26 protein-coding genes are annotated in these 24,819 nt (G+C 72.6%); 13 read left to right on the top strand and 13 right to left on the bottom strand.

Annotation, left to right across the window (positions count from 1 at the left end; all coding sequences use genetic code 11):
• Positions 1 to 2: 2 nt before the first annotated feature.
• The 3 genes from arcC to CLV63_RS15005 all read left to right on the top strand — a co-directional run bounded on the left by arcC (position 3) and on the right by CLV63_RS15005 (position 3,536).
• Entirely contained in the window at positions 3 to 992 is a 990-nt protein-coding gene (arcC, locus tag CLV63_RS15015; RefSeq protein WP_106583643.1) for a carbamate kinase, read from the top strand.
• A gap of 106 nt (positions 993 to 1,098) precedes the next feature.
• Positions 1,099 to 2,571, top strand: a complete 1,473-nt coding sequence (locus CLV63_RS15010) for an amino acid permease (protein WP_106583642.1) — start codon at positions 1,099 to 1,101, stop codon at positions 2,569 to 2,571.
• Positions 2,571 to 3,536: a universal stress protein gene (locus tag CLV63_RS15005; protein ID WP_106583641.1), complete on the top strand. Its 966-nt coding sequence runs from the start codon at positions 2,571 to 2,573 to the stop codon at positions 3,534 to 3,536. Before CLV63_RS15010 ends, CLV63_RS15005 begins: the two co-directional genes overlap by 1 nt.
• A 25-nt stretch (positions 3,537 to 3,561) precedes the next feature.
• Here CLV63_RS15005 and CLV63_RS15000 read toward each other — a convergent pair whose 3' ends face one another.
• The 6 genes from CLV63_RS15000 to CLV63_RS14975 are packed head-to-tail and all read right to left on the bottom strand — an operon-like array spanning position 3,562 to position 6,769.
• Complete coding sequence (locus tag CLV63_RS15000) at positions 3,562 to 4,182, bottom strand: hypothetical protein (protein ID WP_106583640.1); 621 nt, start codon at positions 4,180 to 4,182, stop codon at positions 3,562 to 3,564.
• Positions 4,179 to 4,535, bottom strand: coding sequence for a hypothetical protein (locus tag CLV63_RS14995; protein WP_106583639.1), 357 nt, complete (start codon positions 4,533 to 4,535; stop codon positions 4,179 to 4,181). Before CLV63_RS14995 ends, CLV63_RS15000 begins: the two co-directional genes overlap by 4 nt.
• A gap of 24 nt (positions 4,536 to 4,559) precedes the next feature.
• Complete coding sequence (locus CLV63_RS14990) at positions 4,560 to 4,775, bottom strand: type II toxin-antitoxin system HicB family antitoxin (protein WP_106583792.1); 216 nt, start codon at positions 4,773 to 4,775, stop codon at positions 4,560 to 4,562.
• Between the two features lie 14 nt (positions 4,776 to 4,789).
• Entirely contained in the window at positions 4,790 to 4,978 is a 189-nt protein-coding gene (locus CLV63_RS14985) for a type II toxin-antitoxin system HicA family toxin (protein ID WP_106583638.1), read from the bottom strand.
• Between the two features lie 55 nt (positions 4,979 to 5,033).
• A complete protein-coding gene (locus CLV63_RS14980) occupies positions 5,034 to 5,825 on the bottom strand; it encodes an ABC transporter permease (protein WP_106583637.1) in 792 nt (263 codons plus the stop codon).
• Positions 5,822 to 6,769 (bottom strand): ABC transporter ATP-binding protein, encoded by a 948-nt coding sequence (locus tag CLV63_RS14975; protein WP_106583636.1) that lies wholly within the window; start codon positions 6,767 to 6,769, stop codon positions 5,822 to 5,824. Before CLV63_RS14975 ends, CLV63_RS14980 begins: the two co-directional genes overlap by 4 nt.
• Positions 6,770 to 7,108: 339 nt before the next feature.
• Here CLV63_RS14975 and CLV63_RS14970 point away from each other — a divergent pair, with 339 nt between their 5' ends.
• From CLV63_RS14970 to CLV63_RS14935, 8 genes are all read left to right on the top strand, one after another.
• Positions 7,109 to 7,867: a helix-turn-helix transcriptional regulator gene (locus tag CLV63_RS14970; protein ID WP_106583635.1), complete on the top strand. Its 759-nt coding sequence runs from the start codon at positions 7,109 to 7,111 to the stop codon at positions 7,865 to 7,867.
• An 81-nt stretch (positions 7,868 to 7,948) separates the two neighbouring features.
• Positions 7,949 to 9,361, top strand: coding sequence for a Fe-S cluster assembly protein SufB (gene sufB, locus CLV63_RS14965; protein ID WP_106583634.1), 1,413 nt, complete (start codon positions 7,949 to 7,951; stop codon positions 9,359 to 9,361).
• Positions 9,362 to 9,363: 2 nt separating this feature from the next.
• Positions 9,364 to 10,548: a Fe-S cluster assembly protein SufD gene (gene sufD, locus CLV63_RS14960; protein ID WP_106583633.1), complete on the top strand. Its 1,185-nt coding sequence runs from the start codon at positions 9,364 to 9,366 to the stop codon at positions 10,546 to 10,548.
• Positions 10,548 to 10,877, top strand: coding sequence for a non-heme iron oxygenase ferredoxin subunit (locus CLV63_RS14955; RefSeq protein ID WP_211301319.1), 330 nt, complete (start codon positions 10,548 to 10,550; stop codon positions 10,875 to 10,877). The genes sufD and CLV63_RS14955 overlap by 1 nt, the downstream gene beginning before the upstream one ends.
• 14 nt (positions 10,878 to 10,891) lie before the next feature.
• On the top strand, positions 10,892 to 11,659 hold the full coding sequence (gene sufC, locus CLV63_RS14950) for a Fe-S cluster assembly ATPase SufC (RefSeq protein WP_106583632.1): 768 nt from the start codon (positions 10,892 to 10,894) through the stop codon (positions 11,657 to 11,659).
• Complete coding sequence (locus CLV63_RS14945) at positions 11,656 to 12,960, top strand: cysteine desulfurase (protein ID WP_106583631.1); 1,305 nt, start codon at positions 11,656 to 11,658, stop codon at positions 12,958 to 12,960. Before sufC ends, CLV63_RS14945 begins: the two co-directional genes overlap by 4 nt.
• Complete coding sequence (gene sufU, locus CLV63_RS14940; RefSeq protein ID WP_106583630.1) at positions 12,957 to 13,436, top strand: Fe-S cluster assembly sulfur transfer protein SufU; 480 nt, start codon at positions 12,957 to 12,959, stop codon at positions 13,434 to 13,436. The genes CLV63_RS14945 and sufU overlap by 4 nt, the downstream gene beginning before the upstream one ends.
• Positions 13,433 to 13,780, top strand: coding sequence for a metal-sulfur cluster assembly factor (locus tag CLV63_RS14935; RefSeq protein ID WP_106583629.1), 348 nt, complete (start codon positions 13,433 to 13,435; stop codon positions 13,778 to 13,780). Before sufU ends, CLV63_RS14935 begins: the two co-directional genes overlap by 4 nt.
• A 105-nt stretch (positions 13,781 to 13,885) precedes the next feature.
• Here the strand turns inward: CLV63_RS14935 and CLV63_RS14930 are convergent, their stop codons facing one another.
• Positions 13,886 to 16,048, bottom strand: coding sequence for a hypothetical protein (locus CLV63_RS14930; RefSeq protein ID WP_106583628.1), 2,163 nt, complete (start codon positions 16,046 to 16,048; stop codon positions 13,886 to 13,888).
• Between the two features lie 382 nt (positions 16,049 to 16,430).
• Complete coding sequence (locus CLV63_RS14925; protein ID WP_106583627.1) at positions 16,431 to 16,907, bottom strand: SseB family protein; 477 nt, start codon at positions 16,905 to 16,907, stop codon at positions 16,431 to 16,433.
• Between the two features lie 252 nt (positions 16,908 to 17,159).
• On the opposite strand from CLV63_RS14925, the gene CLV63_RS14920 reads away from it, so the two are divergent.
• Positions 17,160 to 18,002: an SGNH/GDSL hydrolase family protein gene (locus CLV63_RS14920; protein ID WP_106583626.1), complete on the top strand. Its 843-nt coding sequence runs from the start codon at positions 17,160 to 17,162 to the stop codon at positions 18,000 to 18,002.
• 33 nt (positions 18,003 to 18,035) lie between these two features.
• Here the strand turns inward: CLV63_RS14920 and CLV63_RS14915 are convergent, their stop codons facing one another.
• From CLV63_RS14915 to CLV63_RS14895, 5 genes are all read right to left on the bottom strand, one after another.
• Positions 18,036 to 19,211, bottom strand: a complete 1,176-nt coding sequence (locus tag CLV63_RS14915) for an EAL domain-containing protein (protein ID WP_245928832.1) — start codon at positions 19,209 to 19,211, stop codon at positions 18,036 to 18,038.
• 234 nt (positions 19,212 to 19,445) lie between these two features.
• The gene (fabF, locus tag CLV63_RS14910; RefSeq protein ID WP_106583625.1) at positions 19,446 to 20,684 is read right to left on the bottom strand and encodes a beta-ketoacyl-ACP synthase II; all 1,239 of its coding nucleotides are present in this window, start codon (positions 20,682 to 20,684) and stop codon (positions 19,446 to 19,448) included.
• Positions 20,685 to 20,823: 139 nt separating this feature from the next.
• Complete coding sequence (locus CLV63_RS14905; protein ID WP_106583624.1) at positions 20,824 to 21,063, bottom strand: acyl carrier protein; 240 nt, start codon at positions 21,061 to 21,063, stop codon at positions 20,824 to 20,826.
• Positions 21,064 to 21,177: 114 nt separating this feature from the next.
• Positions 21,178 to 22,131: a beta-ketoacyl-ACP synthase III gene (locus tag CLV63_RS14900; protein ID WP_106583623.1), complete on the bottom strand. Its 954-nt coding sequence runs from the start codon at positions 22,129 to 22,131 to the stop codon at positions 21,178 to 21,180.
• Positions 22,128 to 23,021, bottom strand: a complete 894-nt coding sequence (locus tag CLV63_RS14895) for an ACP S-malonyltransferase (protein ID WP_106583789.1) — start codon at positions 23,019 to 23,021, stop codon at positions 22,128 to 22,130. The genes CLV63_RS14900 and CLV63_RS14895 overlap by 4 nt, the downstream gene beginning before the upstream one ends.
• A 326-nt stretch (positions 23,022 to 23,347) precedes the next feature.
• Here CLV63_RS14895 and CLV63_RS14890 point away from each other — a divergent pair, with 326 nt between their 5' ends.
• Entirely contained in the window at positions 23,348 to 24,559 is a 1,212-nt protein-coding gene (locus CLV63_RS14890; protein ID WP_106583622.1) for a PucR family transcriptional regulator, read from the top strand.
• Positions 24,560 to 24,819: the final 260 nt, after the last annotated feature.

Raw genomic sequence — 24,819 nt, 5'->3', positions numbered from 1 at the left:
CGATGCGGGTGGTCGTAGCACTCGGCGGGAACGCGCTGCTGCAACGCGGCGAGAAGCCCGACGCCGAGATCCAGCGCGCCAACGTGGCGAAGGCGGTGCGGGCGCTCGCCCCGCTGGCCGCCGAGCACCAGCTCGTGCTCACCCACGGCAACGGACCGCAGGTCGGGGTGCTGGCGTTGCAGAGCGCCGCCGACAAGTCCCTGTCGCAGCCCTACCCGTTCGACGTGCTGGGCGCCCAGACCCAGGGCATGATCGGGTACTGGCTGCTCCAGGCGTTGCAGAACGCCCTGCCGGGCCGCCAGGTGGCGTCGCTCATCAACCAGACCCTGGTGTCGATGGGCGACCCCGCGTTCTCCGACCCCACCAAGTTCGTCGGGCCCGTCTACGACGAGGCCGAGGCGCACCGCCTGGCGGCGGAGCGCGGCTGGGTGGTCAAACCCGACGGGGCGTACTGGCGCCGGGTGGTGCCCTCGCCGCGCCCGCAGCGGGTCGTGGAGACCCGGCTGATCCGGCTGCTGCTCGACTCCGGCGCGCTGGTCGTCTGCGGTGGCGGTGGCGGCGTGCCCGCGATCCGCAACGAGGAGGGGCAGCTCGCCGGGGTCGAGGCGGTCGTGGACAAGGACCTCACCGCCGCCCTGCTCGCCGAGGCGCTGGAGGCCGACGCCCTGCTGCTGCTCACCGACGTCCCCCGGGTGATGGAGGACTTCGGCGGGCCCGGCGAGCGCGAGATCGCCAACGCCACGCCCGGGCAGCTGCGGGCAATGGACTTCCCCGCGGGCTCCATGGGCCCCAAGGTCGAGGCGATCTGCCGGTTCTCCGAACTGACCGGCGACATGGCCGCCATCGGGCAACTGACCGACGCCGTCGACATCCTCGCCGGCAAGGCGGGCACGATCGTCACGCCGAGCGGCACCTACCCCGAGGTCGGCACATCGGGGCCGGGCCTGCCCAGCGGGCTGGGCCCCGAAGCGGGCCAGGAGATGAGCCAGTAGCCGCGCCGCCGCCTCCGCGCCCGGCGCGGAGGCGGCGGCGACCCGTCCGAGCAGTCCCACGATGGACCCGGGGCCCCGGCGCGCCGGGGAGTAGGGGGGGAGTCCGATGGCGAACGCCTATCCGACCGGCGGGGCGTCCTTCCTGCGGAGCCTGGTCCGGACCAAGCCCGCGGCGGCGATCGTCGGCGAGGGCGGGCAGGGCGAGGGCGGCCGGCTCAAGCGCACCATGGGCCTGGCCCAGCTCACCATGTTCAGCGTGGGCGCAACACTGGGCACCGGGATCTTCGTGGTCCTGGGCGAGGCCGCCCCACTGGCGGGCCCCGCCGTCGTCCTCGCGTTCGTCCTCGCCGCCGTGACGGCGCTGTTCTCCGCGCTGTCCTACGCCGAGCTCGCCGGGACCATCCCGGTGTCCGGGTCCTCCTACTCCTACGCCTACGCGACGATGGGCGAGCTCGTCGCCTGGGTGTGCGGCTGGTGCCTGCTGCTGGAGTACGCCGTGTCGGTGTCCGCCGTCGCGGTCGGCTGGGGCCAGTACCTCAACGAGTTCCTCGGCGGCACCGTCGGCATCACCATCCCGACCGCGCTGAGCGCGCCGCCAGGACCCGACGGCGGCGTCGTCAACATCCCTGCCATCGCCGTGGTGCTCCTGGCGACGTGGCTGCTGCTGCGCGGCGCCTCGGAGAGCGCCACCGCCAACGGCGTCATGGTGGTCCTCAAGGTCGCCGTCCTCGCGTTCTTCTGCGTGGTGGCGTTCACGGCGTTCAACTCCGCCAACCTCGCCCCGTTCGCCCCGATGGGCGTCGCGGGGATCAGCGCGGCCGGGGCGAAGGTGTTCTTCTCCTACATCGGCTTCGACGCCGCGTCGACGGCGGGGGAGGAGGCGAAGAACCCCACGCGCGACCTGCCCCGCGCGATCATGCTCTCCCTGCTCATCGTCACCGTCAGCTACGTGCTGGTGGGCCTGGCCGCGGTCGGGGCCGTGCACTACACCGAACTCGGCGAGAGCGAGGCGTCGCTGGCGATGGTCCTCACCAGCACCACCGACTCAGCGTGGCCGGCCGTGGTCCTCTCGCTCGGCGCGGTCATCGCCATCGCCAGCGTGGTCCTGGTCGTGCTGTACGGCCAGACCCGCATCCTGTTCGCGATGTCGCGGGACGGCCTCATCCCCCGCGTCTTCTCCAAGGTCAGCCCGCGCCGCCAGGTGCCGGCGGCGAACATCTGGATCGTGTCGGCCTTCGTCGCGGTCCTCGCGGGGTTCATCCCGCTGGGCGAACTCGCCGACGCCACCAGCATCGGCACCCTGTTCGCGTTCGCACTGGTGAACATCGGCGTGATGATCCTCCGCCGGACAAGCCCCGACCTGCCCCGCAGCTTCAAGACGCCGCTGTTCCCACTGACGCCCGTGCTGGGCGCCGCGTTCTGCGTCTTCCTGATGACCCAGCTCGGCCACAGCACCTGGATCGCCTTCCTGCTGTGGAGCGCGCTGGGCCTCGTTGTCTACTTCGGGTACGGGCGGCGGCACTCCCGGCTCGCCAAGGGCGATACCGGCATGCGCAACGCAGCGGGAGGTGAAGGGTGATGAGACCCGGACACGTCGTCGCCGGCTACGAGCCCAACGCGCGCGGAGCCGACGCGCTCGCACTGGCCCTGCTGCTTGCCGGGCGCTCCGGCGCGCGGCTGACCGTGGTGAACGTGCCGCCGACGGGCTGGCCCACGCACACCAAGGGCGCAGTGGACGCCGAGTGGGTCGCCTACCTGCGCGAGCAGTCCGGCGCGGCGCTCGACAACGCCCGCGCGATCATCGAGTCGCTGCTTCCGGTGCGGCCCCACGAACCGGGGCGCGTCGACTACGAGGTGCACTTCCACCGCGGCAGCGGGCACGGCCTCGCCGACTTCGCGAGCGGCAGGGGAGCCGACGCCGTGGTGATCGGCTCGGCACCCGGCGGCCGCAAGGGCCGGCTGCGCATGGGCTCCACCGCCGACCAGCTGCTGCACGGAGCACCGGTGCCGGTCGTCATGGCGCCCAGCGGATTCGCGGCGCAGGAGGTGCGGCGCCTGGAGCGGCTGACCTTCTCCTACCTGCGCCAGGAGGGCGCCGACCGCGCGCTGGCCCTAGCCGCCTCGATGGCCGAGAGCATGGAGCTGCCGCTGCGCCTGGTCACCCTGCTGATCGGCGGGTCGGTGTCCGGTACGCGGGCGACCGAGCTGCGCACCGAGATGCTGCGCAAGCTGAGCATCGAGGCGGACGAGGACCTCCGGGCCGCCGTCGCGAGCGCGGCCGCGGCGCCGCACCTCGACCCGGCCTACGTCAGCACGGAGACGGCGACCGGGACCAGTGTCGCCGCGGCGCTGGGGCGGATCGAGTGGTACCAGGGCGACCTGCTGGTGTGCGCCTCGGGCCGTTCGGGCCCGCTGCGCCGGGTGTTCCTCGGCGACACCAACATCGACATCCTGCGCGCCGCCATCGTGCCGGTCGCGGTGCTGCCCCGCGGGGTCGCCGCCCCGGACCCGCGGCGGCCGCGGCGCGGCGCCCCGGCGCAGTGAGCGGCGGCGCCGCGGACCGTGCGCCCTACGAGCGGCCGGACTCGGGGCCGGGCCCGTACCCGTGCCTGCCGGAGGGCTGGCCGTAGTCCTGCCCGGGTGCGGGGCGCGGCCCCGTGCCGTGGTCCTGGCCGGCGGGCGGCCCCTGACCGGGGCCGTACTGCGGGCCGGGCGACGCGCCGAACCCGGGGGCGGCGCCGGGAGGCGGCCCGTAGTCCTGCCCGGGTGCTGGGGCGCCCGGCTGCGCGCCCGGTTGGGGCCGGCCCCACGGCTGGCCGGGTGCCGGGCCGCCGGAGGCGTAGTACGGCGCGGGAGAGGCGGGCGCACTGTCGTCGCGCTTGAACAGCGCGATGAGGACGAGCACCCAGACCGCGACGAGCATGATCTGGTCGACGATCGCGTACAGGCTGAAGCCCATGGTCATGGCGGGACCGCCGCCGCTGTTCGCCATCATGTACGGAACGAAGGCGAGCTGCCATACGGCGCCGATGATGACCTTGACGAGGAAGATGACCATGGCGGTGGCGATGAGACCGCGCGAACGGGGCCGCTTGGCCATGCAGAGGATCAGCCCGACAACGGCGATCAGGAAGGACGCCGTGTAACTGGTCAGTACGACGATGAACTGCGAGGCCATCGATTCGATCACGCCGGGTCCCTTGATCGGCTGCGGGCGGGCTCCGGCAGCATAGCTTGGCCTGCGGGACCCCGGGACACGACGACACCCAGCACCAGCAGCCAGGCGCAGAACTCCACCAGCGGTTGCAGCAGCATCATGACCAGCCCGGCGACCGATTCCGTGGCGAACCCGGTGCCCACTTGGACGAAGCGCCACACGAACGGCAGGGCCGCCGCGACGAGGTTCACCGCGAGCGCGGCCCACAGCAGCCGCGCCCCGACGGGCCGCTGCCGCACGATGAGCACCGCCCCGACCACGAGCAGCACCACCGGCGGCCCCAGCGAGCGGACCAGCGACACCAACGGAACTCCGATGTACTCCACCCACCGGATCCTATGGCGCCGCGATCAGGCCGCCTCAACGAGCGCACTGGTGACCGTTGACGGCTCGGGGACGGGGAGCCCTTCCGCGCGCATTCCTTCGAGGTGGAACCGTATTGCCTCGCCCATCTCGGAAACGGTCTCGGCGACGGAGTCGCCGAGAGCGACGCAACCAGGAAGATCGGGGCACCACGCACCGAACCCGTCGTCGCTTCGCTCAACGAGGATCACGTAATTGGTCATGCCCTGCACCTCTTTCATAGGCCCGCCTGTTTGAGGATGCTGCGTTCCAAGCCGATAGGCAAGGACTTGCTCGGCTTCCCAGGGACGGTGACAAGCCCTTTCTTCTCAGGATGCTTGTATTGGCGGTGGCTGCCGCGAGTCCGATGGAGGTACCAGCCATCGTGCTCGATGAGTTTCAGAATGTCCCTGACGGTGCGTGGCATGCCCGGCAAACCAGCGGCTGCCGTGTACACGCGTCAGCGAATCGGGACGATCGGTCTATTCCCAGCGGAAGAGGCGGGTGGTGAGGGTGGCGGCGATGAGGGCCCAGACGGCGAGGACGGCGACAGGGGCGAGGGCCAGCGGGCCGCCGGACAGCGCGGTGCGCAGTCCCTCGGCGAGCGCGGTGATGGGCAGCGCGTCGATGACGGGGCGGGCGGCGTCGGGGTAGCGCGACAGCGGGAACAGCACGCCGCCCAGGCCCAGGAGGACCACGTACACCAGGTTCGCCGCCGCCAGGGTCGCCTCGGCGCGCAGGGTGCCCGCCATCAGCAGGGCGAGCGAGCTGAACGCCGCCGTCGCCAGCAGGATGAGCGCCGCGGCGTAGGCGGTGCCCGCCGCGCCCGCGTTGGGCGACCAGCCGAGGGCGAACGCGACCGCGCAGAGGACGACGATCTGGATGGCCTGCACGCCGAGGACCGCGAGGGTCTTGGCGGCGAGCAGCCCCGGCCGGGACAGCGGTGTGGCGCCGAGGCGCTTGAGGACGCCGTAGCTGCGCTCGAAGCCGGTGCCGATGGCCTGCCCGGTGAACGCCGTGGACATCACGGCCAGGGCGATGACGCTGGGCGCGAGGAAGTCCACCCGGGGCCCCGGGCCGAGGTCGATCAGCGGTACCAGGCTGAAGCCTGCCAGCAGCAGTACCGGGATGACCATGGTGAGCAGGAGCTGCTCGCCGTTGCGCAGCAGCACGCGCAGTTCCATGCCGGCCTGCGCGCGCACCATGCGGTGCAAGGGAGCGGCGCCCGGGGCGGGGGTGAAGGGGGATTGGGCGGTCGTGGCGGAGTCGGTCATGATTCGCGGAGGTCCCGGCCGGTGAGTTCGAGGAAGACGTCTTCGAGTGTGCGCCGCTGGACCCGCAGGTCGGCGGGTAGGACGCCGTTGGCGGCGAACCAGGTGGTGACCGTCGCGACGAACTCGGGGCCGAGTCCGCCGGGCGCGCCGGTCGCGATCGCGTAGAGGCACCGGCCGTCGGCCCCGGTGTGCAGGACGTCGATGCTGCTGGCCGCCGGGAGGGCGGTGAGCAGGCCCTCGGTGTCGAGCCCGGCGTCGGCGCCGAAGCGGAGTTCCTGGCGGTCGGCGGTGAGGTCGGCGGTGCTGCCGTCGGCGACGGTCCGGCCGTGGTCGATGATGACCACGCGGTCGGCGAGGCGCTCGGCCTCCTCCATGTAGTGCGTGGTGAGGACGATGGAGACGCCGGCGGAGCGCAGCTCGCCGACGAGGTCCCAGGTGGCCATGCGGGCCTGCGGGTCGAGCCCTGCGGTGGGTTCGTCGAGGAAGAGGAGTTCGGGCCGGCCGACGACCGCGCAGGCGAGCGACAGGCGCTGCTGCTGCCCGCCGGACAGCCGCCGGAACGGGGTGCGCTGCGCCGCTGCCAGGCCGAGCCGGTCGAGGAGCAGGTCGGGGGAGACGGGGCGGGCGTGGAAGGAGGCCATGAGCCGCAGCCACTCGCCGGTGCGGGCGCCGGTGGGGATGCCCGCCGCCTGGGTCATGGCGCCGACGCGCGGCTTCAGCGCGTTCCCGGCGCGCCGCGGGTCGAGCCCGAGCACCCGCACGGAGCCGGAGTCGGCGCCGCGGAACCCCTCGCAGATCTCGATGGTGCTGGTCTTGCCCGCCCCGTTCGGCCCGAGCAGGGCCGTCACGGTGCCGGCCGGCGCGGTGAACGACAGCCGGTCGACGGCTGTGGTCGGACCGTAGCGCTTGACCAGGTCGACGACCTCGACCGCTGGTGGACTCATGCGCCCGAGTCTAGGTCCGGCCGCGCGGGGTGCCCCACCGGGTGGCGTGTGCGGCGGCCGGGACCGGAGTGTGCGGAATATCGCACCCCGGTCGGCGGGTTGACGTGGTGGAAGGGGCGGATGGGACGCCGGGCGGCCGGTGGCCTCGCCCAATCCGACGTCTCTATATGTGAGACGATAGTACCGAATCATGGGATTTTCGGGGGATGGACGCGGCCTTTCCGATCGCCTCCATGCGAACGCATGTCCTGTAAGGCTAGCCTTGCCTGGGTGATATAGCGCATCGGCAGGCGTTTGCCAGCAGGGACCTAATTACGCCACACTGATGTTGTGAAAAAGGTGGAACCGATCCAGCAGCCGCAGGGGAGCGCAGCGCCAGGCGCCGCCCGCGGTGCTGCCGGTCCCGACCTCGGTGCCGAGACCGGCACCCGGGCCCGCGTCGCGCGGCTCATCCTCGAACACGGCCCCATCACCGCCACGGCGCTGGGGCAGCGGGTCGGGCTCACCTCGGCGGCCATCCGCCGCCACCTCGACAACCTGACCGCAGAGGGCATGATCGACGCCCGCGACGCCCGCTCGCACATCCGCAGGGGCCGCGGCCGACCCGCCAAGGTCTTCGTCGTCACCGAGGCCGGCCGCGACGCCTTCGTGCACGGCTACGACGACCTCGCGTCCAGCGCGCTGCGCTTCCTCGCCGAGACCGCCGGGCCCGAAGCGGTGTCGGCGTTCGCCCGCCGCCAGGTCGCCGACCTCGAACGCCGGTACCGCCCGCTGCTCGACTCCGTCCCGCAGCACCAGCGGGTCCGGCTGCTCGCCGAGGCCCTGTCGAGCGACGGGTACGCGGCGTCGGCGGGCAGCGCCCCGGCACCCGGCGGGGGCGAGCAGCTCTGCCAGCACCACTGCCCGGTGGCGCACGTGGCAGCGGAGTTCCCGGAACTCTGCGAGGCCGAGGTCGAGGCGTTCTCGCGGCTCCTCGGCACACCCGTGCGCCGGCTGGCGACCATCGCCCACGGCGACGGCGTGTGCACCACGCACGTGACACCGCGCGGCATCGCGCCGCCCGGCGACACCCGATCATCCCCCGACCAGCGGGGATAACCGGCACGACCCGCCCCGACCCCCGCAGGACCGCGGGCGGCCAGAACCAGGACGTCTTCACAATCAGGAGGAATCCGCGCAATGACGTCTATCGCGCATCCCGAGCTTGAGGGGATCGGCACCTACGAGTACGGCTGGGCCGACTCCGACACCGCCGGTGCTTCCGCTCGCCGAGGCCTGAACGAAGAGGTCGTTCGCGACATCTCCGGGAAGAAGTCCGAGCCGGAGTGGATGGAGAAGCTGCGGCTGAAGTCGCTGCGGCTCTTCGACAAGAAGCCCATGCCCGCATGGGGCGCCGACCTCTCCAAGATCGACTTCGACAACATCAAGTACTTCGTGCGGTCCACGGAGAAGCAGGCCACCTCCTGGGAGGAACTGCCCGAGGACATCAAGAACACCTACGACCGGCTGGGCATCCCCGAGGCCGAGAAGCAGCGCCTCGTCGCCGGCGTGGCCGCGCAGTACGAGTCCGAGGTCGTCTACCACCAGATCCGCGAAGACCTCGAAGCGCAGGGCGTCCTGTTCCTCGACACCGACACCGCGCTGAAGGAGCACCCGGAGATGTTCCGGGAGTACTTCGGCACCGTCATCCCCGCGGGCGACAACAAGTTCTCGGCGCTGAACACCGCCGTGTGGTCGGGCGGCTCCTTCATCTACGTGCCGCCGAACGTGCACGTGGAGATCCCGCTCCAGGCGTACTTCCGCATCAACACCGAGAACATGGGCCAGTTCGAGCGGACCCTGATCATCGTCGACGAAGGCGCCTACGTGCACTACGTCGAAGGGTGCACCGCACCCATCTACAAGTCCGACTCGCTGCACTCCGCGGTCGTCGAGATCATCGTCAAGAAGAACGCGCGCTGCCGCTACACGACCATCCAGAACTGGTCGAACAACGTCTTCAACCTGGTCACCAAGCGCGCCATCGCCGAAGAGGGCGCCACCATGGAGTGGATCGACGGCAACATCGGTTCGCAGGTGACCATGAAGTACCCGGCGGTCTACCTCATGGGCGAGTACGCCAAGGGCGAGACCCTGTCGATCGCGTTCGCCGGCGAGGGCCAGCACCAGGACACCGGGTCCAAGATGGTGCACTGCGCGCCCAACACGTCCTCGACCATCATCTCCAAGTCGGTGGCCCGCGGCGGCGGCCGCGCCTCCTACCGCGGCCTCGTGCAGGTCCAGGAGGGCGCCTCGCGCGCCAAGTCCACGGTCAAGTGCGACGCGCTGCTCATCGACACCGTGAGCCGCTCCGACACCTACCCGTACAACGACATCCGCGAGGACGACACCGAGCTCGGCCACGAGGCCACGGTCTCCAAGGTCAGCGAGGACCAGCTCTTCTACCTGATGAGCCGCGGCATGAACGAGGACGAGGCCATGGCGATGATCGTGCGCGGCTTCGTCGAGCCCATCGCCCGCGAACTCCCCATGGAGTACGCACTTGAACTGAACCGGCTCATCGAGCTTCAGATGGAAGGAGCGGTTGGTTGAGCATGGCCAGCCCCAATGTCGGAGTACCGGAGCACTCGCACGGTGGCGGCGAGCTCCCGGTCTCAAAACTCGACGTGCACGGCTCGTTCGAGGTCGACGACTTCCCGGTCCCGGCCGGCCGTGAGGAGGAGTGGCGGTTCACCCCGCTGCGCCGCCTCCGCGGCCTGCACGACGGCCGCAACATCGCCGACGGCGTCATCACGGTCGAGGTCGAGGCGCCCGAGCAGGTCGCCGTCGAGACCGTCCAGCGCGACGACTCCCGACTGGGCACCTCGTTCCTGCCCACCGACCGGGTGAGCGCGCTCGCCTACGCCTCGTTCCCGACCGCGACGGTCGTCACCGTGCCCAAGGACACCGAGCTCGGCGACCCCGTGTTCGTCACGATCACCGGCGCCGAGCAGGGCGACGCCTACGGCCACCTGCTCGTCAAGGCCGAGCGGCACTCCAGCGCCACCGTCGTGGTCGAGTACGCCGGCAGCGCCGTCTACGCCGACAACATCGAGTTCGTCCTCGACGACGGCGCCCGGCTCGACGTCATCAGCCTCCAGGACTGGGAGCGCGACGCCGTGCACGTCTCGCACCACTACACCAAGGTGGGGCGCGACGCCCGGTTCAAGAGCTTCGTGATCACCCTGGGCGGCGACCTCGTCCGCATGTCGCCGAAGGTCGGCTACACCGGCACCGGCGGCAACGCCGAGCTGCACGGCCTGTACTTCACCGGCCCCGGCCAGCACCACGAGCACCGGTCCCTCATCGACCACAACGTGTCCCGGACCCGCAGCCGGGTCGAGTACAAGGGCGCGCTCACCGGCGAGGACGCGCACGGCGTGTGGATCGGCGACGTCATCATCGGCGAGGGCACCGAAGGCACCGACTCCTACGAGCACAACCGCAACCTCGCGCTCACCGACGGCACCCGCGTCGACTCCGTCCCGAACCTGGAGATCTTCACCGGGGAGGTCGAGGGCGCCGGCCACGCCGCCGCCAGCGGCCGCCTCGACGAGATCCACCTGTTCTACCTCCAGTCCCGCGGCATCCCCGAGGACGAGGCGCGGCGGCTGGTCATCCGCGGCTACTTCGCCGAGCTGATCGACCGCATCGCGATCCCGGAGCTCCGCGACCGGATCATGGACGAGGTCGAGGAGAAGTTGCAGGAGCACAGTCCGTCCTACGCGGGCACGAGCTGATGAGCGGGGACGGATTCACGAAGGTCTGCACGCTCGCCGACCTCCCCGACGAGGGGGCGGTGGGCGTGCGGATCGGCGAGACCCCGGTGGCGGTGGTCCGCAGCGAGGGCGAGGTGTACGCCATCAGCGACATCTGCTCCCACGCCGAGGTCAACCTGTCCGAGGGCGAGGTCGAGGACGGCACCGTCGAGTGCTGGCTGCACGGATCGTGCTTCGACCTCCGCTCGGGCAAGCCCATCAACCCGCCGGCCACCAAGCCCGTTCCGACCTACGCCGTGCAGATCAGCGGCGACGACGTGCTCGTCTCACTTGACGAGAAGAATTCCTGAGGCGAAAGATCACCATGACCAAGTTCGAAATCCGCGACCTCCGCGCCGACGTCCTCATCGGAGCCGACGAGCGCCAGGAGATCCTCAAGGGCGTCGACCTCACCATCAACTCCGGTGAGACCCACGCCATCATGGGCCCCAACGGCTCGGGCAAGTCCACGCTCGCCTACGCGGTCGCCGGGCACCCCAAGTACGAGATCACCGGCGGCGACGTCCTCATCGACGGCGAGAGCGTGCTGGAGATGACCGTCGACGAGCGCGCCCGCGCCGGCCTGTTCCTCGCCATGCAGTACCCGGTCGAGGTCCCCGGCGTGTCCATGTCCAACTTCCTGCGCAGCGCGGTCACCGCCGTGCGCGGCGAGGCGCCGAAGCTGCGCACCTTCTCCAAGGAGTTGCAGGGCAGCATGTCGGGGCTGAACATCGGCTCCGAGTTCGCCGCGCGCGGCGTCAACGAGGGCTTCTCCGGCGGCGAGAAGAAGCGCCACGAGATCCTCCAGTTGGAGCTGCTCAAGCCGAAGCTCGCGATCCTCGACGAGACCGACTCCGGCCTCGACGTCGACGCCCTCAAGGTCGTCTCCGAGGGCATCAACCGCGCCAAGGCCAACAGCGACGTCGGCATCATGCTCATCACCCACTACACCCGCATCCTGAACTACGTGACGCCCGACTTCGTGCACGTGTTCGCGGGGGGCAGGGTCGCCGAGTCCGGCGGCCCCGAGCTGGCCGACGTCCTCGAGGCCGACGGCTACGAGCGCTTCGCGAAGGCGGGCGCTTCCCAGTGACCGATGGTGCGCACCCTGCGCCGCTGGACGCCGAGCAGGTCCGGGCGGATTTCGCGATCCTCGCCCGGACCGTGCGCGACGGCCGCCCGCTGGTGTATCTCGATTCCGGGGCCACCTCGCAGAAGCCCCGCCAGGTCCTCGACGCCGAGCGCGCGTTCTACGAGCGGCACAACGCCGCCGTGCACAGGGGCGCGCACCAGCTCGCGGAGGAGGCCACCGACGCCTACGAGGGCGCGCGGTCCACGATCGCGTCGTTCATCGGCGCCGCGGCCGAGGAGGTGGTGTTCACCAAGAACGCCACCGAGGCCATCAACCTCGTCGCCTACGCCCTGAGCAACGCCGCCACGGCGGGCCCCGAAGCCGAGCGGTTCCTGGTCGGCCCCGGCGACGAGATCGTCGTCACCGAGATGGAGCACCACGCCAACCTGGTCCCGTGGCAGCAGCTCTGCCAGCGCACGGGCGCCACCCTGCGCTGGTTCGCGGTCACCGACGACGGCCGGCTCGACCTGTCCGACCTCGACACGCTGGTGAACGAGCGCACCAGGATCGTCGCGCTCGCCCACCAGTCCAACGTGCTCGGCACCGTCAACCCGGTCCGCCGCATCGCCGACCGCGCCCACGAGGTCGGCGCGCTGGTGCTCGCCGACGCCGCCCAGTCCGTCCCGCACATGCCGGTCGACGTGCACGAACTCGGCGTCGACTTCCTGGTGTTCTCCGGGCACAAGATGCTCGGCCCCAACGGCATCGGGGTGCTGTGGGGCCGCGCCGAGCTGCTCGCCGCCATGCCGCCGTTCATCACCGGCGGCTCCATGATCGGCGTGGTCCACATGGAGCACTCCACCTGGGCCGACCCGCCGCAGCGCTTCGAGGCCGGCGTGCCCATGGCGCCGCAGGCGGTGGGGCTGGCGGCGGCGTGCGACTACCTGTCGGCCATCGGCATGGACCGGGTCGCGGCGCACGAGCACGAGCTCACCGCCTACGCACTGGAGCGGCTCGCCGCGCTCGACGGCGTGCGGATCGTCGGGCCCGCCACGGCCGAGGACCGCGGGGGCGCGGTGTCCTTCACCGTCGACGACATCCACCCCCACGATGTGGGTCAGGTGCTCGACGACCTCGGCCTGGCCGTGCGGGTGGGGCACCACTGCGCGTGGCCGCTGCACCGGCGCATGGCCGCCGTCGCGACCACCCGGGCGTCGTTCTACGTGTACAACACCACCGCCGACGTCGACGCGCTGGTCGAGGGGATCGTCGCGGCGCAGCGGTTCTTCGGGGTGCTGCCGCGGGAGGGGGTACCCGGATGAAGCTCGACTCCATGTACCAGGAGATCATCCTGGACCACTACCGCAGCCCGCACAACAAGGGGCTGCGCGAGCCGTTCGACGCCGAGACCCACCACATCAACCCCACGTGCGGCGACGAGGTGACCCTGCGGGTCAGCCTCGCCGGGGGCCCGAACGGGCTCGACGGCTCGGCGGTCGTCCGCGACGTCTCCTACGACAGCATGGGCTGCTCCATCAGCCAGGCCAGCGCCTCGGTGCTGACCGACCTGATCATCGGCAAGACCGTCGACGACGCCATGGCGGTCCTCGGCGAGTTCACCGCGCTCATGCACTCCAAGGGCCAGGGCGAGCCCGACGAGGACGTCCTGGAGGACGCGGTGGCGTTCGCCGGCGTGTCGCAATACCCTGCCCGCATCAAGTGCGCCCTGCTCGCCTGGATGGCGTGGAAGGACGCGACCGCGCAGTCCCTGGAAGCCAAGGAGGAGAGCGCCTCATGACCGAGAGCGACACCGCCCCGGTGGGCGGCCAGAGCCAGGAGGCGCTGGTCGACGACATCACCGAAGGGCTCAAGGACGTCATCGACCCCGAACTCGGCGTCAACATCGTCGACCTCGGGCTGCTGTACGGGGTCAACGTCGACGGCGAGTTCATCACCATCGACATGACCCTCACCAGTGCGGCCTGCCCGCTGACCGAGGTCATCGAGGACCAGGTCAACACCGCGCTCGCGGAGTTCGAGCGCGAGGTCAAGCTCAACTGGGTGTGGATGCCCCCGTGGGGCCCCGACAAGATCACCGACGACGGCCGCGACCAGCTCCGGATGCTGGGCTTCAACGTCTGACCGTAAACCGCACCGGTCTGTGGGCTGCCGCCGCCTTCGCAGGCGGCGGCAGCCCACAGCCGTCTCCGCGGTCTCCCGCAGACAGACCGGCGGACGGGTGCGGTGTCAGTGCGCGGCGTAGAGGCTTGGGCGGAGTTCGGAGACGATGTCGGTGTCGCCGCGCTGGGTGAGCTGGTCGAGGAGGCGGTGGGGGTCGACCGGCGAACCGAACTCCGCCGGTGACTCCGTGATGCGGCGGGCGATGATCTCCAGCGCCTCCTCCGTGGACGCCGGGGCGGTGTACCCGATGAGGTGCAGCGCCTTGCCGGTGGCGCCGTGCCCCGGGAGGTCGGCGGCCGGCAGCCGCCGGGCGTCGAGGCGGTCGCCGTTGACGGTGATGAACACGCGGTCGCCGGGCTGGGCGGAGAGCCGCCGCAGCAGCGGGCGCAGGGAGTCGAACGCCGGCTGGTCGCGCCAGACGAGGACCAGCAGGTCGGCCCCTGGCGCGGTGAGGCACAGCAGGCGGCCGGGCTGCAAGCCCAGGAAGGCGGCGTAGCCGGGCGGGACGGTGACCGGGGCGCCGCTGAGCAGTTCGGCGCTGACGTCGACCCGGTGCCACCAGCGGCCGTCGGGCGCCCGGAAGCACCGGGCGGAGGTGGTGACCTCGGCGGGCTTGGGCTGCGGCGGCCCGGCGGGCGCGGCCTGCGGCCCGCCGTCGGCGGCGTCGGCGGGGCGCCTGCGGATGGGCAGGCCGTTCGCCGTGGTGGGCGCCGCAGCGGACTCGGCGGGCAGCCCCGCGTGCCCCGCGTAGTTGGGCGCCGTGGCCGGGGCGTCGATGGTGACGGAGGGGTCGAGGACGACGTAGCCGTCGTGCAGCGTGACACCGGGGATGCTGAGCAGCCACGCGCGCATCGACTGGCGGCGCAGGCCGAGGCGGTCGAGCCGGATGCCGGCCTCGGTGACGCTGGGGCCGTCGGACACGAGTTCGCGGGTCTGCCAGCGGAGCTGCTGCGGATCGGCGGTGAGCAGCCACCCGTTGTGCATGCGGCGGTCGGTGAACAGCGCGATGATGACCCGCCACAGCGGTGTGCCGAGGGCGGGGATCTCCACGGAGTGGTCGGGGTGGGCGTTGATCAGATGCTCGATGGTGGTCGCCGCGCCGAGCTGCTCGGAGAGGTCGCGGATGTGCTTGGTGACCGGGGCGCCGTCGGGCGAGCCGAGCCACTGGAGCAGCCGCTCCTCGACACCGCGCTGGGCGTGCCGGATCTGCCCGGCGTCGACACCGGACTGCTCGGCGAGGTCGCGGATGCTCAGCGGGTCGGCGGCGAACAGGCGCTCGGCGGCGACGGTGCGGTCGAGCCGCTCCCACGAGGTGAACAGCTGGTCGAGCAGGTCGATCAGGGGGTGCGTGCCGAGCTGCGGGGCTGCGGGCGCGCCGCTGCCGTCGTCGTCCTCGGGGCGCATCTCCTTGGGCGGGCCGAACGCGGGCCGCCGCAGTGTGCGGCCGGGGCCGAGGAGGGGGCTGCGGAACCTGCGGGTGAGCCCGCTCTGCGCGGCGGACTCGGCCGCCGCCGCGCCCGCGGCGGCGGGGGCGGCCTCGGCCTGCGCGGGTACGCGCTCGGCGGCCTCCTCCTGGTCGCGGTGGGCGCGCAGCGCGCGCAGGGTCCTGATGGCGCGGGTGGCCGGGCTCTGCGGGGGCTCGGTGGCGGCGGGGGCGCCCGATTCGGCGCCGGTACTGCTGTGGAGGTAGGCGAGTGCGCTGCGGACGTGCTCGGGCGCGGTCTCGGGCATCCAGTTGGCGAGGGTGTGCACGGCCTCGATCATCAGGCCGGGCGAGGGCGTGGGCGTGTTCACCGGGGTCCGGGCGAACGGGTCGACCGCCCGCCACATGGCGGTGCCCACGAGGTCGATGAGGCCGCAGTCGCGGGGGAACGGCCAGTCGCGCATGGTGCAGGGCGCCGCGGCGACGAGGTGCTCCCAGTCGCCGGCGGTGGCCATGAGCGCGCCGCGCACGGGCTCGGCGATCTCGTCGGGCAGCACCGACAGGGCGCGCAGGCCGGGGAGGAACTCGCCGAGGGCGAGGTGGTCCCACTGCTCGGCGGCGAGGCGGGCGAGGCAGTTGGAGAGCCAGGCGGGGCCGGCGATGTCGAGGACGCGCGGCAGCGGCAGCGACTGCCACCAGCCCTCGATGAGCCGGGCGTGGGAGAGGACGGGCGCGACGTCGGCCGGGTTGCTCCAGCGCAGTGCGGGGGCGAGGTCGGTGAGGCAGATCGGGGAGACGGCATTCATCTGCTGGGGACCTCGACCTCCTGAGTTCGGCACGCGGTCGCGAACATGTTCGCGCGGGCGCGCTCGGTGGTGTGGCACCACAGTACGCGGCCCGCAGGGGGGATCGAGGCCGCACCGGGAAGGTGGGACTCGGCCGCGCTGCGGCGACGGGTGGGGGCCGTCGCCAATGTGGTGGTGTTGGTGCTGCGTTTGCCGACTTCTGGGGAATCGTACGTCTGCCCAGGCCTCCTGGGTAGCCCCCGCGCCCAATTGGTGAGACGGGCCGCCGGCTCCCGCATCGGCGCCGGCGGCGGGAACGCCGCCGCACAGCGGCGTTCCCGAACCGTGTCCGGAGTGGCCTACGCCACAGTAAAAAACGATCTCCGAACGCGCCGGCGCGGCCTCAGCCCCCGGACAGCGCCTCGACCGTCTCCGGGTACAGCGGGACGCTCGGCTCGTTGCCCGGGTTCAGCGCCAGCCCGACACCCTCGGGGAGCACCCCCGCGAGTTCCCGCGCCGGGATGACCGTGTAGGGCAGCTCCGCGCTGCGCTCGCCCAGCTGGCCCTCTGAGGTGAACACCGGGATGAACGGCGACCCCTCCAGGTCCAGTGTCGGCAGCGCGATCGAACCGTCGTCCTGGACACCGGACCCCTCGGGGAGGGGGACCCACAGGTCGCCGTCGCGCAGCGCCGTGATGAACCCGGCGACGGCGCCCGCCGCCTCCTCCGGGGATTCCGACGCGCCGCCCGGCGCGCCGCCCGGCGCGTCGTCCGCCGCCTCTTCGCCGCGTGTCTGCTCCAGGGCCCGTGCCAGCGCCTCCTCGACGGTGTTGGCTGGGAATTCGCCGCCGTCTGCGGCCGGGCCGTCGTTGCTGCTCATGATCGGTAACTCTCCTCGATCCCGGCACCGCCCATTGCGTGTCGAGCAGGGCCCGCGGCGTTGCCCAAGAGCGGTGTCCGGGTGAAGGTCGGCGGTATGCTTGTTCAGCCCGCCCGTACCCCGCCAAACCGCGTTGACACTCGGCCGCCCGAGATCAACGTCCCTGGCGAGGCCGTTGCGCCGGCCTCGCACGAGCCCGCTGCCGCACCGGGCGTGATCCATCCACGTGATCGAGAAGCATGATTGGTTGACGTGACTGACCTGGAGACGAATCCCCCCGGAGGCAAGCAGGCGGAGAGCGCTGCGCGCATCCGCTCCTTCGTCGCCATCGGCGACAGCCTGACCGAGGGCATGGAGGACCGCGCCGCCGACGGCCGCTACCTCGGGTTCGCCGACCGCCTCGCGGCGCACCTCGGCGCCGACGTCACCGGGTTCCGCTACGCCAACCTGGCGGTGCGCGGCCGCCGCATGCGGCACATCTTCGGCGAGCAGCTGGAGATGACCCTGAAGTTCACGCCCGACCTCGTCACGGTCCACGCGGGCGGCAACGACGTCCTGCGCCCCGGCACCAACCTCGATCACCTCGCGCTCGAGTTCGACCGCGGCATCCGGCGGCTGCGCGGGGCCGGCATCCGCGTGGTCATCCTGTCGGGGCACGACACCGGCTGGATCCCGGTCCTGCGGGTCTACCGGGGCCGCATCGCCGTGTTCAGCATGCACCTGCGCTCGATCGCCGAACGCAACGACTGCGACATCGTCGACCTGTGGTCGATGAACGCCCTGAACGACCCCCGCGCCTGGAGCGCCGACCGGCTGCACCTCAACGCGGCCGGGCACCGCGCCGTCGCCGCCCGCATCGCCGACGTCCTCGGCCGCCCCATGGGCCCGCGCGAACTGTGGGCCCGCCCGTTCGCCACCCCGCTGGCCGACCTGCCCCGCATCCTGCGCCGCCGACAGACCCGCCGGTGGGCCAGGGAGCACCTGGTGCCGTGGTTGAGCCGGCGCGCGCTGGGCCGCTCCTCCGGCGACGGCCGGCTGCCCAAGCGCCCCGACCTCACCGAACTGGAGCGCTCCGACGAGATCCCGGAGCAGTAGCGGCGCGCCGGCGCCGGGCCCGCCCCGCCGGCATCACTGCGACATGCTGCTGATCAGGTCCTTGACGTGCACGGTCCCCATGCACTGGCCGAACTCGTTGACGACGATCATGTCGTCGTAGACCCGGTCGCGGTCGGCGCCGGCCGCGCGCAGCGCCGTGAGCGCAGGCAGGCCCCGCCCCACCGTCCGGGGGGCGTCGGCGAGCCGCACCGCCGGGCGCCGGGCGTGCAGCGCGTGCCCGTACGGCCCCGAGATCGCGAGCAGGAACCGGACCCGGTCCAGCGACGCCACCGGGCGCTCCCACTTGTCCAGCAGGATCACGCTGTTGCGGGCGGTGTCGCCGGTGAACACCCCCAGCACCTCCTCAGCGGTGGCGTCCTCGCCCATGGTCGCCGCGGGGCCCATGAACTCGGCGACGCGCGGCCCCTGGCCGGTCGCGGGCTCCGTCGGCAGCATCACCGAGTCGGGCAGCGGCCGCACCCGGTCGCCGGGCTGCCAGCCGTCCGGGCTGAACAGCGGCCCCTGCGCGAGCCGCACCCCGAGCCGCCGCAGCGGCACCACCTGGTGCAGCGAGTGGACGCCCGCCGCCAGCGGGAACGTCCCGGCCCCGAGGGCGATGCGCGCAACGCCCTCGATCAGTGCGGTGCGCGCCTCGTCGTGCGGGACGCCCGCGACGTGCTCGGAGTCGAGGCGGACCAGGAACGGCGCCGCCTCGCTCAGTGTCGGCGGCGGCACGGCCGCCGTGCCGAACCCGCAGCGGAACCCGAGACCGCGCAGCCGGTGCACGCCGTCGAGGACGGTCCGTCCGGCGACCCCGGCGAGTCCGGGGCCGAGCATGAGGGTGACGTCGCGCGGCCGCCGGCCGGAGCGGCGCAGCTCCCGCTCCAGCAGCGGCAGCGCGTCGTCGGACGGCGACAGCACCGCGGCGGGCACCGTGATGACCAGCGGGAGCAGCGACTCCAGGGCGGCGGCGCCGCGGACGCTGCGGCGCAGCGCCTCGGCGCGGGCCGCGCCGTCGAGCCGGTCCGGGTCGGCCCCCGCTTCGGGCACGGCCTCGACGGCGAGGACGGCGCCGGATTCCAGGTCGACCACGGGGTGGAACGCCACGCCCTCGGCGGCGTCCGCGGGCGGGGGTGCGCTCGGCTCGCCGCCGGGTCTCGGGGGCGCGGCACCGGCGGGCGTGTCAGCGGGGTCGGATGAAAGGCGCACCCCACCATCGTGGCCCCGCGGGGCCCGCATCGGCCGGGCTTTGGCGCGACGTTCGCGCAGGCTTCCCCGCTGCGCCGTACCGTGTTCACGGCCGTGCGGCATCCGGTTCCGCACCGTTGGCCCGGCGCCACGCAGCGTCCGCACCGGGCGGGCCGGACCCCGCGAACGCGTCGGGCGCGGCCGCCCGGCAAGGGCGGCCGCGCCCGGGTCGCCGCCCCGGCGGGCGGCGCGGACTCACGGCGTGCGGAACGCCAGCGCGATGTTGTGGCCGCCGAACCCGAAGGACTGGTTCAGCGCCGCGGTGGGCCCAGCGGGCAGGTCGCGGGGCTTGTCGCGCACGATGTCGACCACGACCCCGGGGTCGAGCTCCTCGATGTTGATGGTCGGCGGGATCTGGCGGTTGTGCAGGGCCAGGATCGACGCGATCGACTCCACCGCCCCGGCGCCGCCCAGCAGGTGGCCGGTCATGGACTTGGTGGAGGTGACGCTGACCCGGTCGGCCGCGGAGTCGCCGAGGGCCTTGCGGATGGCGAGGGTCTCGCCGACGTCGCCGGCGGGGGTCGACGTGGCGTGCGCGTTGACGTGCGTGACCTCTTCGGGCCGCAGGCCGGCGTCCGCCAGCGCGTCGACGATGGCGCGGGACTGGCCCCCGCCCTCGGGGTCGGGCAGGACGATGTCGGTGGCGTCGCAGGAGTACCCGGCGCCGGCGGCGACCGCGTACACCCGCGCGCCGCGCTGTGCGGCGTGCTCGGCCGACTCCAGCACCACGATCCCGGCGCCCTCGCTCATGACGAAGCCGTCGCGGCCGGTGTCGAAGGGCCGCGACGCCCGCTGCGGGTCGTCGTTGCGCGTCGACAGCGCGCGCATGGCCGCGAACGACGCGATGTTCAGCGGGTGGATGGCGGCCTCGGTGCCGCCCGCGATCACGATGTCGGCGCGGCCGCTGCGGATCATGTCGATGGCGTCGGCGATGGCCTCGGCGCTGGACGCGCACGCGCTCACCGGGGCGTGCGCCCCGGCGCGGGCGGAGAACTCCAGCGCGACGGCAGCGGCCGGGGCGTTGGGCATGAGCATCGGCACCGTGAACGGCGAGACGCGCTTCCAGCCCTTCTCGCGGAAGGTGTCGTACTGCTCGAGGATGGTGAGGATGCCGCCGATGCCGCTGGAGACCACGGCGCCCAGGCGGATCGGGTCGACATCGGGCGCACCGGCGTCGTTCCACGCCTCCTGCGCCGCGATCAGCGAGAACTGCTGGGTGCGGTCGAGGCGGCGCAGCCGGTGCCGGGGCAGGCTGGCCGAGGGGTCCTCCGCGGCGATACCGGCGATGCGCGCCGGGACGGTGTCGACCCAGTCCTCGGTGATGGTCGTGATTCCGGACCGGCCGTCGAGCATCGCTGACCAAGTGGTCGGGACGTCACCTCCCAGCGGAGTGGTGGCGCCGAGGCCGGTGACGACGACTTCGGTAGTACTCATTGGCCGATCGCCCTTCACGTCTCGTGAATCGGTCCTCGCCGACCTGATCCGGTGGGATCGCGCGGTCCAAGGACGGGGTGAGTGGTAGCTGTCGAACCGGGTGCGAGGCGGCCCGCCGCACCGGCGGGCCGCCCGCGCCCTACTTCTGGATGAAGGTGATGACGTCCTGGACCGTCTTCAGGTCCTTGAGCTGGTCGTCGGGGATCTCGACGCCGAACTTGTCCTGCGCGGCGACGGCGATCTCGACCATGGACAGGGAGTCGATGTCGAGGTCGTCGACAAAGCTCTTCTCAGGGGTGACCTGGTCGGCGGGGACTCCCGCGATCTCGTCGACGATCTCGCCGAGACCGGCCAGGATCTCCTGCTCCGAGTGAGCCATGTGGGGTTACTCCTTCGTGAAACGTGGACGGTCTTGCCGGGGCGGTGCCGGTCCGTGCGGACCCGCCCCGGCGTTTTGGGGTTCTCACCGGGAGGCGCGCCTCCCGGCGATGTCTCATGGGACGCGCAGCACCTGGGCCGCGTAGGTGAGCCCGGCGCCGTAGCCCAGAGTGAGAACGGTGCTCCCAGAGGGCAGCTCCCCGCGTCCCACCATGCGCGACAGCGCGAGCGGGATCGACGCGGAGGAGGTGTTGCCCGCCGTGACGATATCGCGGGCGATGAGCGCCTGCGGCGCACCGACCTTGCGGGCGATCGCCTCGACGATGCGCAGGTTCGCCTGGTGGGGGACGAACGCGGTGAGCTCCTCTGGCGCCACACCGGCGCGCTCCAGCGCCGTCAGCGCCACGGCCGACAGCTCCGTGGTGGTCCACCGGAACACCGCCTGGCCCTCCTGGTGGAGGTACTTGTGCTCGCGCAGGTAGATCTTGTCGGCGCGCTCGCCGGAGCTGCCCCAGACGACCGGCCCGATCTGCGGGGCCTCGCTCGGCCCGACCACCGCGGCACCGGCTCCGTCGGCGAAGATCACGCAGGTGGAGCGGTCGGTCCAGTCGATCCAGTCGGACAGCTTCTCGGCGCCGATGACGAGCACGTGGCCGGCGGAGCCGCCGCGCACGGCGTCGTTGGCGATGCCGAGCGCGTAGCAGAACCCGGCGCACGCGGCGTTGACGTCGAACGCGCCGGGGGCGGTGATGCCGAGCCGGGCCGCGGCGCTCGCCGACACGTTCGGGATCTGGTCGAGGCCGGTGCAGGTGGCGACGATCACCAGGCTGATGTCGTCGGCGGCCAGGCCGCTCGCAGCGAGCGCCTTGCCGCCCGCAGCGACGGCCATGTCGAGGACCGACTCGTCGGGCCCCGCGATGCGCCGCTCCTTGATGCCGACGCGGCTCTGGATCCACTCGTCGCTGGTGTCGACCCGCTCGGCGAGGTCGGCGTTGGTGACGACACCGCTGGGCTGGTGCTCGCCGAAGGCGACGATGCGGGCGCCGGGGGGCGACGGGGGCAGGTTCATGACGGGGACCCTTCTGCGGTGGCGGAGGCGGGGGGCGCCCCCGCGTGCTCTTTGACGAGCTGCCGGGCGCGGTCGAGGTCCTCGGGGCTCTTGAACGCGAGCAGTTCGACGCCGCGCAGCGCGCGCTTTGCCAGCCCGGTGAGGGTGCCGGCGGGGGGCAGCTCGATCAGGGCGGTGACACCGAGGTCGGCAAGGGTCGCGGTGCAGGCGTCCCAGCGCACCGGCGAGGTGATCTGGGCGACCATCCGGTCGAGGTAGTCGCGGCCGCCGGCCACCGCGGAACCGTCGCGGTTCGACAGCAGCAGCGTGCGGGGGTCGGCCGCGGGGGTGGACTCGGCGAGGCGGCGGACGCGCTCCAGCGCCGGCGCCATGTGCACGGTGTGGAACGCCCCCGCGACCGAGAGCGGGCGCAGCCGGGCGCGCTCGGGCGGCGCCTCGGCGAACGCCGCGAGCTGCGCAGCGGTCCCGGCGGCGACGATCTGGCCGCCGCCGTTGTCATTGGCGGGGGTCAGGCCGGCGGCGTCGATCGCGGCGAGCACCTGTTCGCGGTCGCCGCCCAGGACGGCGGTCATGCCGGTGTCGGCGAGGGCGGCGGCAGCGGCCATGCCCCGGCCCCGCTCGGCGACCAGCCGCAGAGCGTCCTCAGGGGTGAGGACCCCGGCGATGCCCGCGGCGGTGAACTCGCCGACGCTGTGGCCGGCGGCGGCGTCGATCGACCCGGGGGCGTCGCCGACGCCGTCGAACAGCGCGGTGGCGGCGGCGAACCCCGCCGCGACCAGCAGGGGCTGGGCGATCGCCGTGTCGCGGATCTCATCGGCGTCGGCCGTGGTGCCGTAGCGCACGAGATCCAGCCCGGCGACCTCCGACCAGGTGTCGAAGCGCTCGGGCAGGCCGGGCAGTTCGAGCCATGGGGCGAGGAACCCGGGGACTTGGGCGCCTTGTCCGGGCGCGACGATTACAAGCACAGAACCCACCTTGCCTTGTAGGACATCAGCAGCTTCATGGGGACAGTCACGAACTTATCGGCGGGCCCTTTGTGGGAACTCCACAAACCGGCGCCGAAACGTCACCGTACGGCGTGGTGCCCGTCACTTTTCGGCGTCTCCTCCGCAGTTCGGCGCGTGTCCGCAGCCCGCGGAGGTGCCACCCTTGGAGGCATGACCAGAGGCATGACCAACAGCAACCGGACCGCCGCCCGCCGGCACGCGGCGCGCCCATGAGCATCCCACAGGCGCCCGACGAAGGCGCGGTGCGCGCGGAGACGGCCCTGCGGCTGGAGCGGTCCATGGGCACCCTCGGCACGGCGGCGGTGACCCGCATGGAGAGCAGCCTGTCGTGGTTCCGCGCCATGTCCGCCGAGGACCGCTCCTGGGTCGGGCTGGTCGCCCAGTCCGGCGTCGCGGCGTTCGTCGAGTGGTTCAAGAACCCCGACCGCGGGCGGCCCGCCATCACGGTCGAGGTCTTCGGCACGGCCCCGCGCGAGCTCACCCGGTCGGTCACCCTCCAGCAGACCGTCGAGATGATCAGGGTCGTCATCGACGTCGTGGAGAACCAGGTCGAGGAGCTCGCCGCGCCCGGCGGCGTCCAGCAGCTGCGCGAGGCGGTGCTGCGCTACACCCGCGAGGTCGCGTTCTCCTCCGCGAAGGTCTACGCCCGGGCCGCCGAGGCGCGCGGTTCGTGGGACGCCCGGCTGGAGGCGCTGATCGTCGACGCGCTGCTGCACGGCGACCGCGAGGAGGGCCTGCCCACCTGGGGGTCCGCGCTGAGCTGGTCGGGCACCCCCGTCATCGCCCTCGCCGGGACCCTGCCGGACCCCGGCGAGCAGGGCGTCCTGGACGACGTGCGGGCGCGGGCGCGCCGCGCCGGCCACGACGTCCTCGCCGGGGTGCAGGGCGAGCGGGTCGTCGTGGTGATCGGCGTCGGCGGGGCGTCGGCCGCGTCGGACGACCCGCTGGCCGCGGCCGCCCCGCTCGCCGGGCTGCTCGGGCCGGGCCCGGTGGTCGTCGGCCCGGCAGTGGCCGACCTGCGCGGGGCCGGCGACTCGGTGCGCGCGGCGGTGAACGGGCTGCGCGCGGCAACGGCCTGGCCCGACGCGCCCCGGCCGGTGCTCGCCGAGGACCTGCTGCCCGAGCGCGCCCTCGACGGCGACGCCGACGCCCGCGCCCGCCTCGTCGAGGACGTCTACCGGCCGCTGCGGGGCTCGGGCTCGCCGCTGCTCGACACCCTGACGGTGTATCTGGAGCACGCGTCCTCACTCGAAGCCACCGCGCGGATGCTGTTCGTGCACCCCAACACCGTCCGGTACCGCCTCAGCCGGGTCGCCGAGCTGACCGGGTTCGCCCCGTCCGACGGGCGCGGGGCGTTCGTCCTCCGGGTGGCCGTGACCCTGGGGCGGCTGGGGGAGCGCGACCCGGGGATGGTGGAATAGTAGGCAGGGGGAGGGGACCGGCATCCGCGCAGCGTGGCGGCCGATCCAGGGGTCACTCGGGAACTCGCGGCGGCCCGGGCGCGTTCTGCCGGTGGGTGGTGCGTTCGGTGGAATCGGCCGCAGCAGGGCATTGCCGAAAACCACGGCCAGGCGGGCATGTGGGATAGCCCACCGGACGCGAATTGTGTGAACCCGGCGCGAATCCTGAGCGTCGAGCCGGGTAGGGAGTTGAAAAAACCGGCGAAGTCGGTGTATCGCAT

It is taken from the genome of Murinocardiopsis flavida, from assembly GCF_003014485.1.
Lineage (GTDB): Bacteria > Actinomycetota > Actinomycetes > Streptosporangiales > Streptosporangiaceae > Murinocardiopsis > Murinocardiopsis flavida.
The sequence above is the reverse complement of the archived record's forward strand: the minus strand, read 5'-3'. Positions and strand labels throughout refer to the sequence as shown.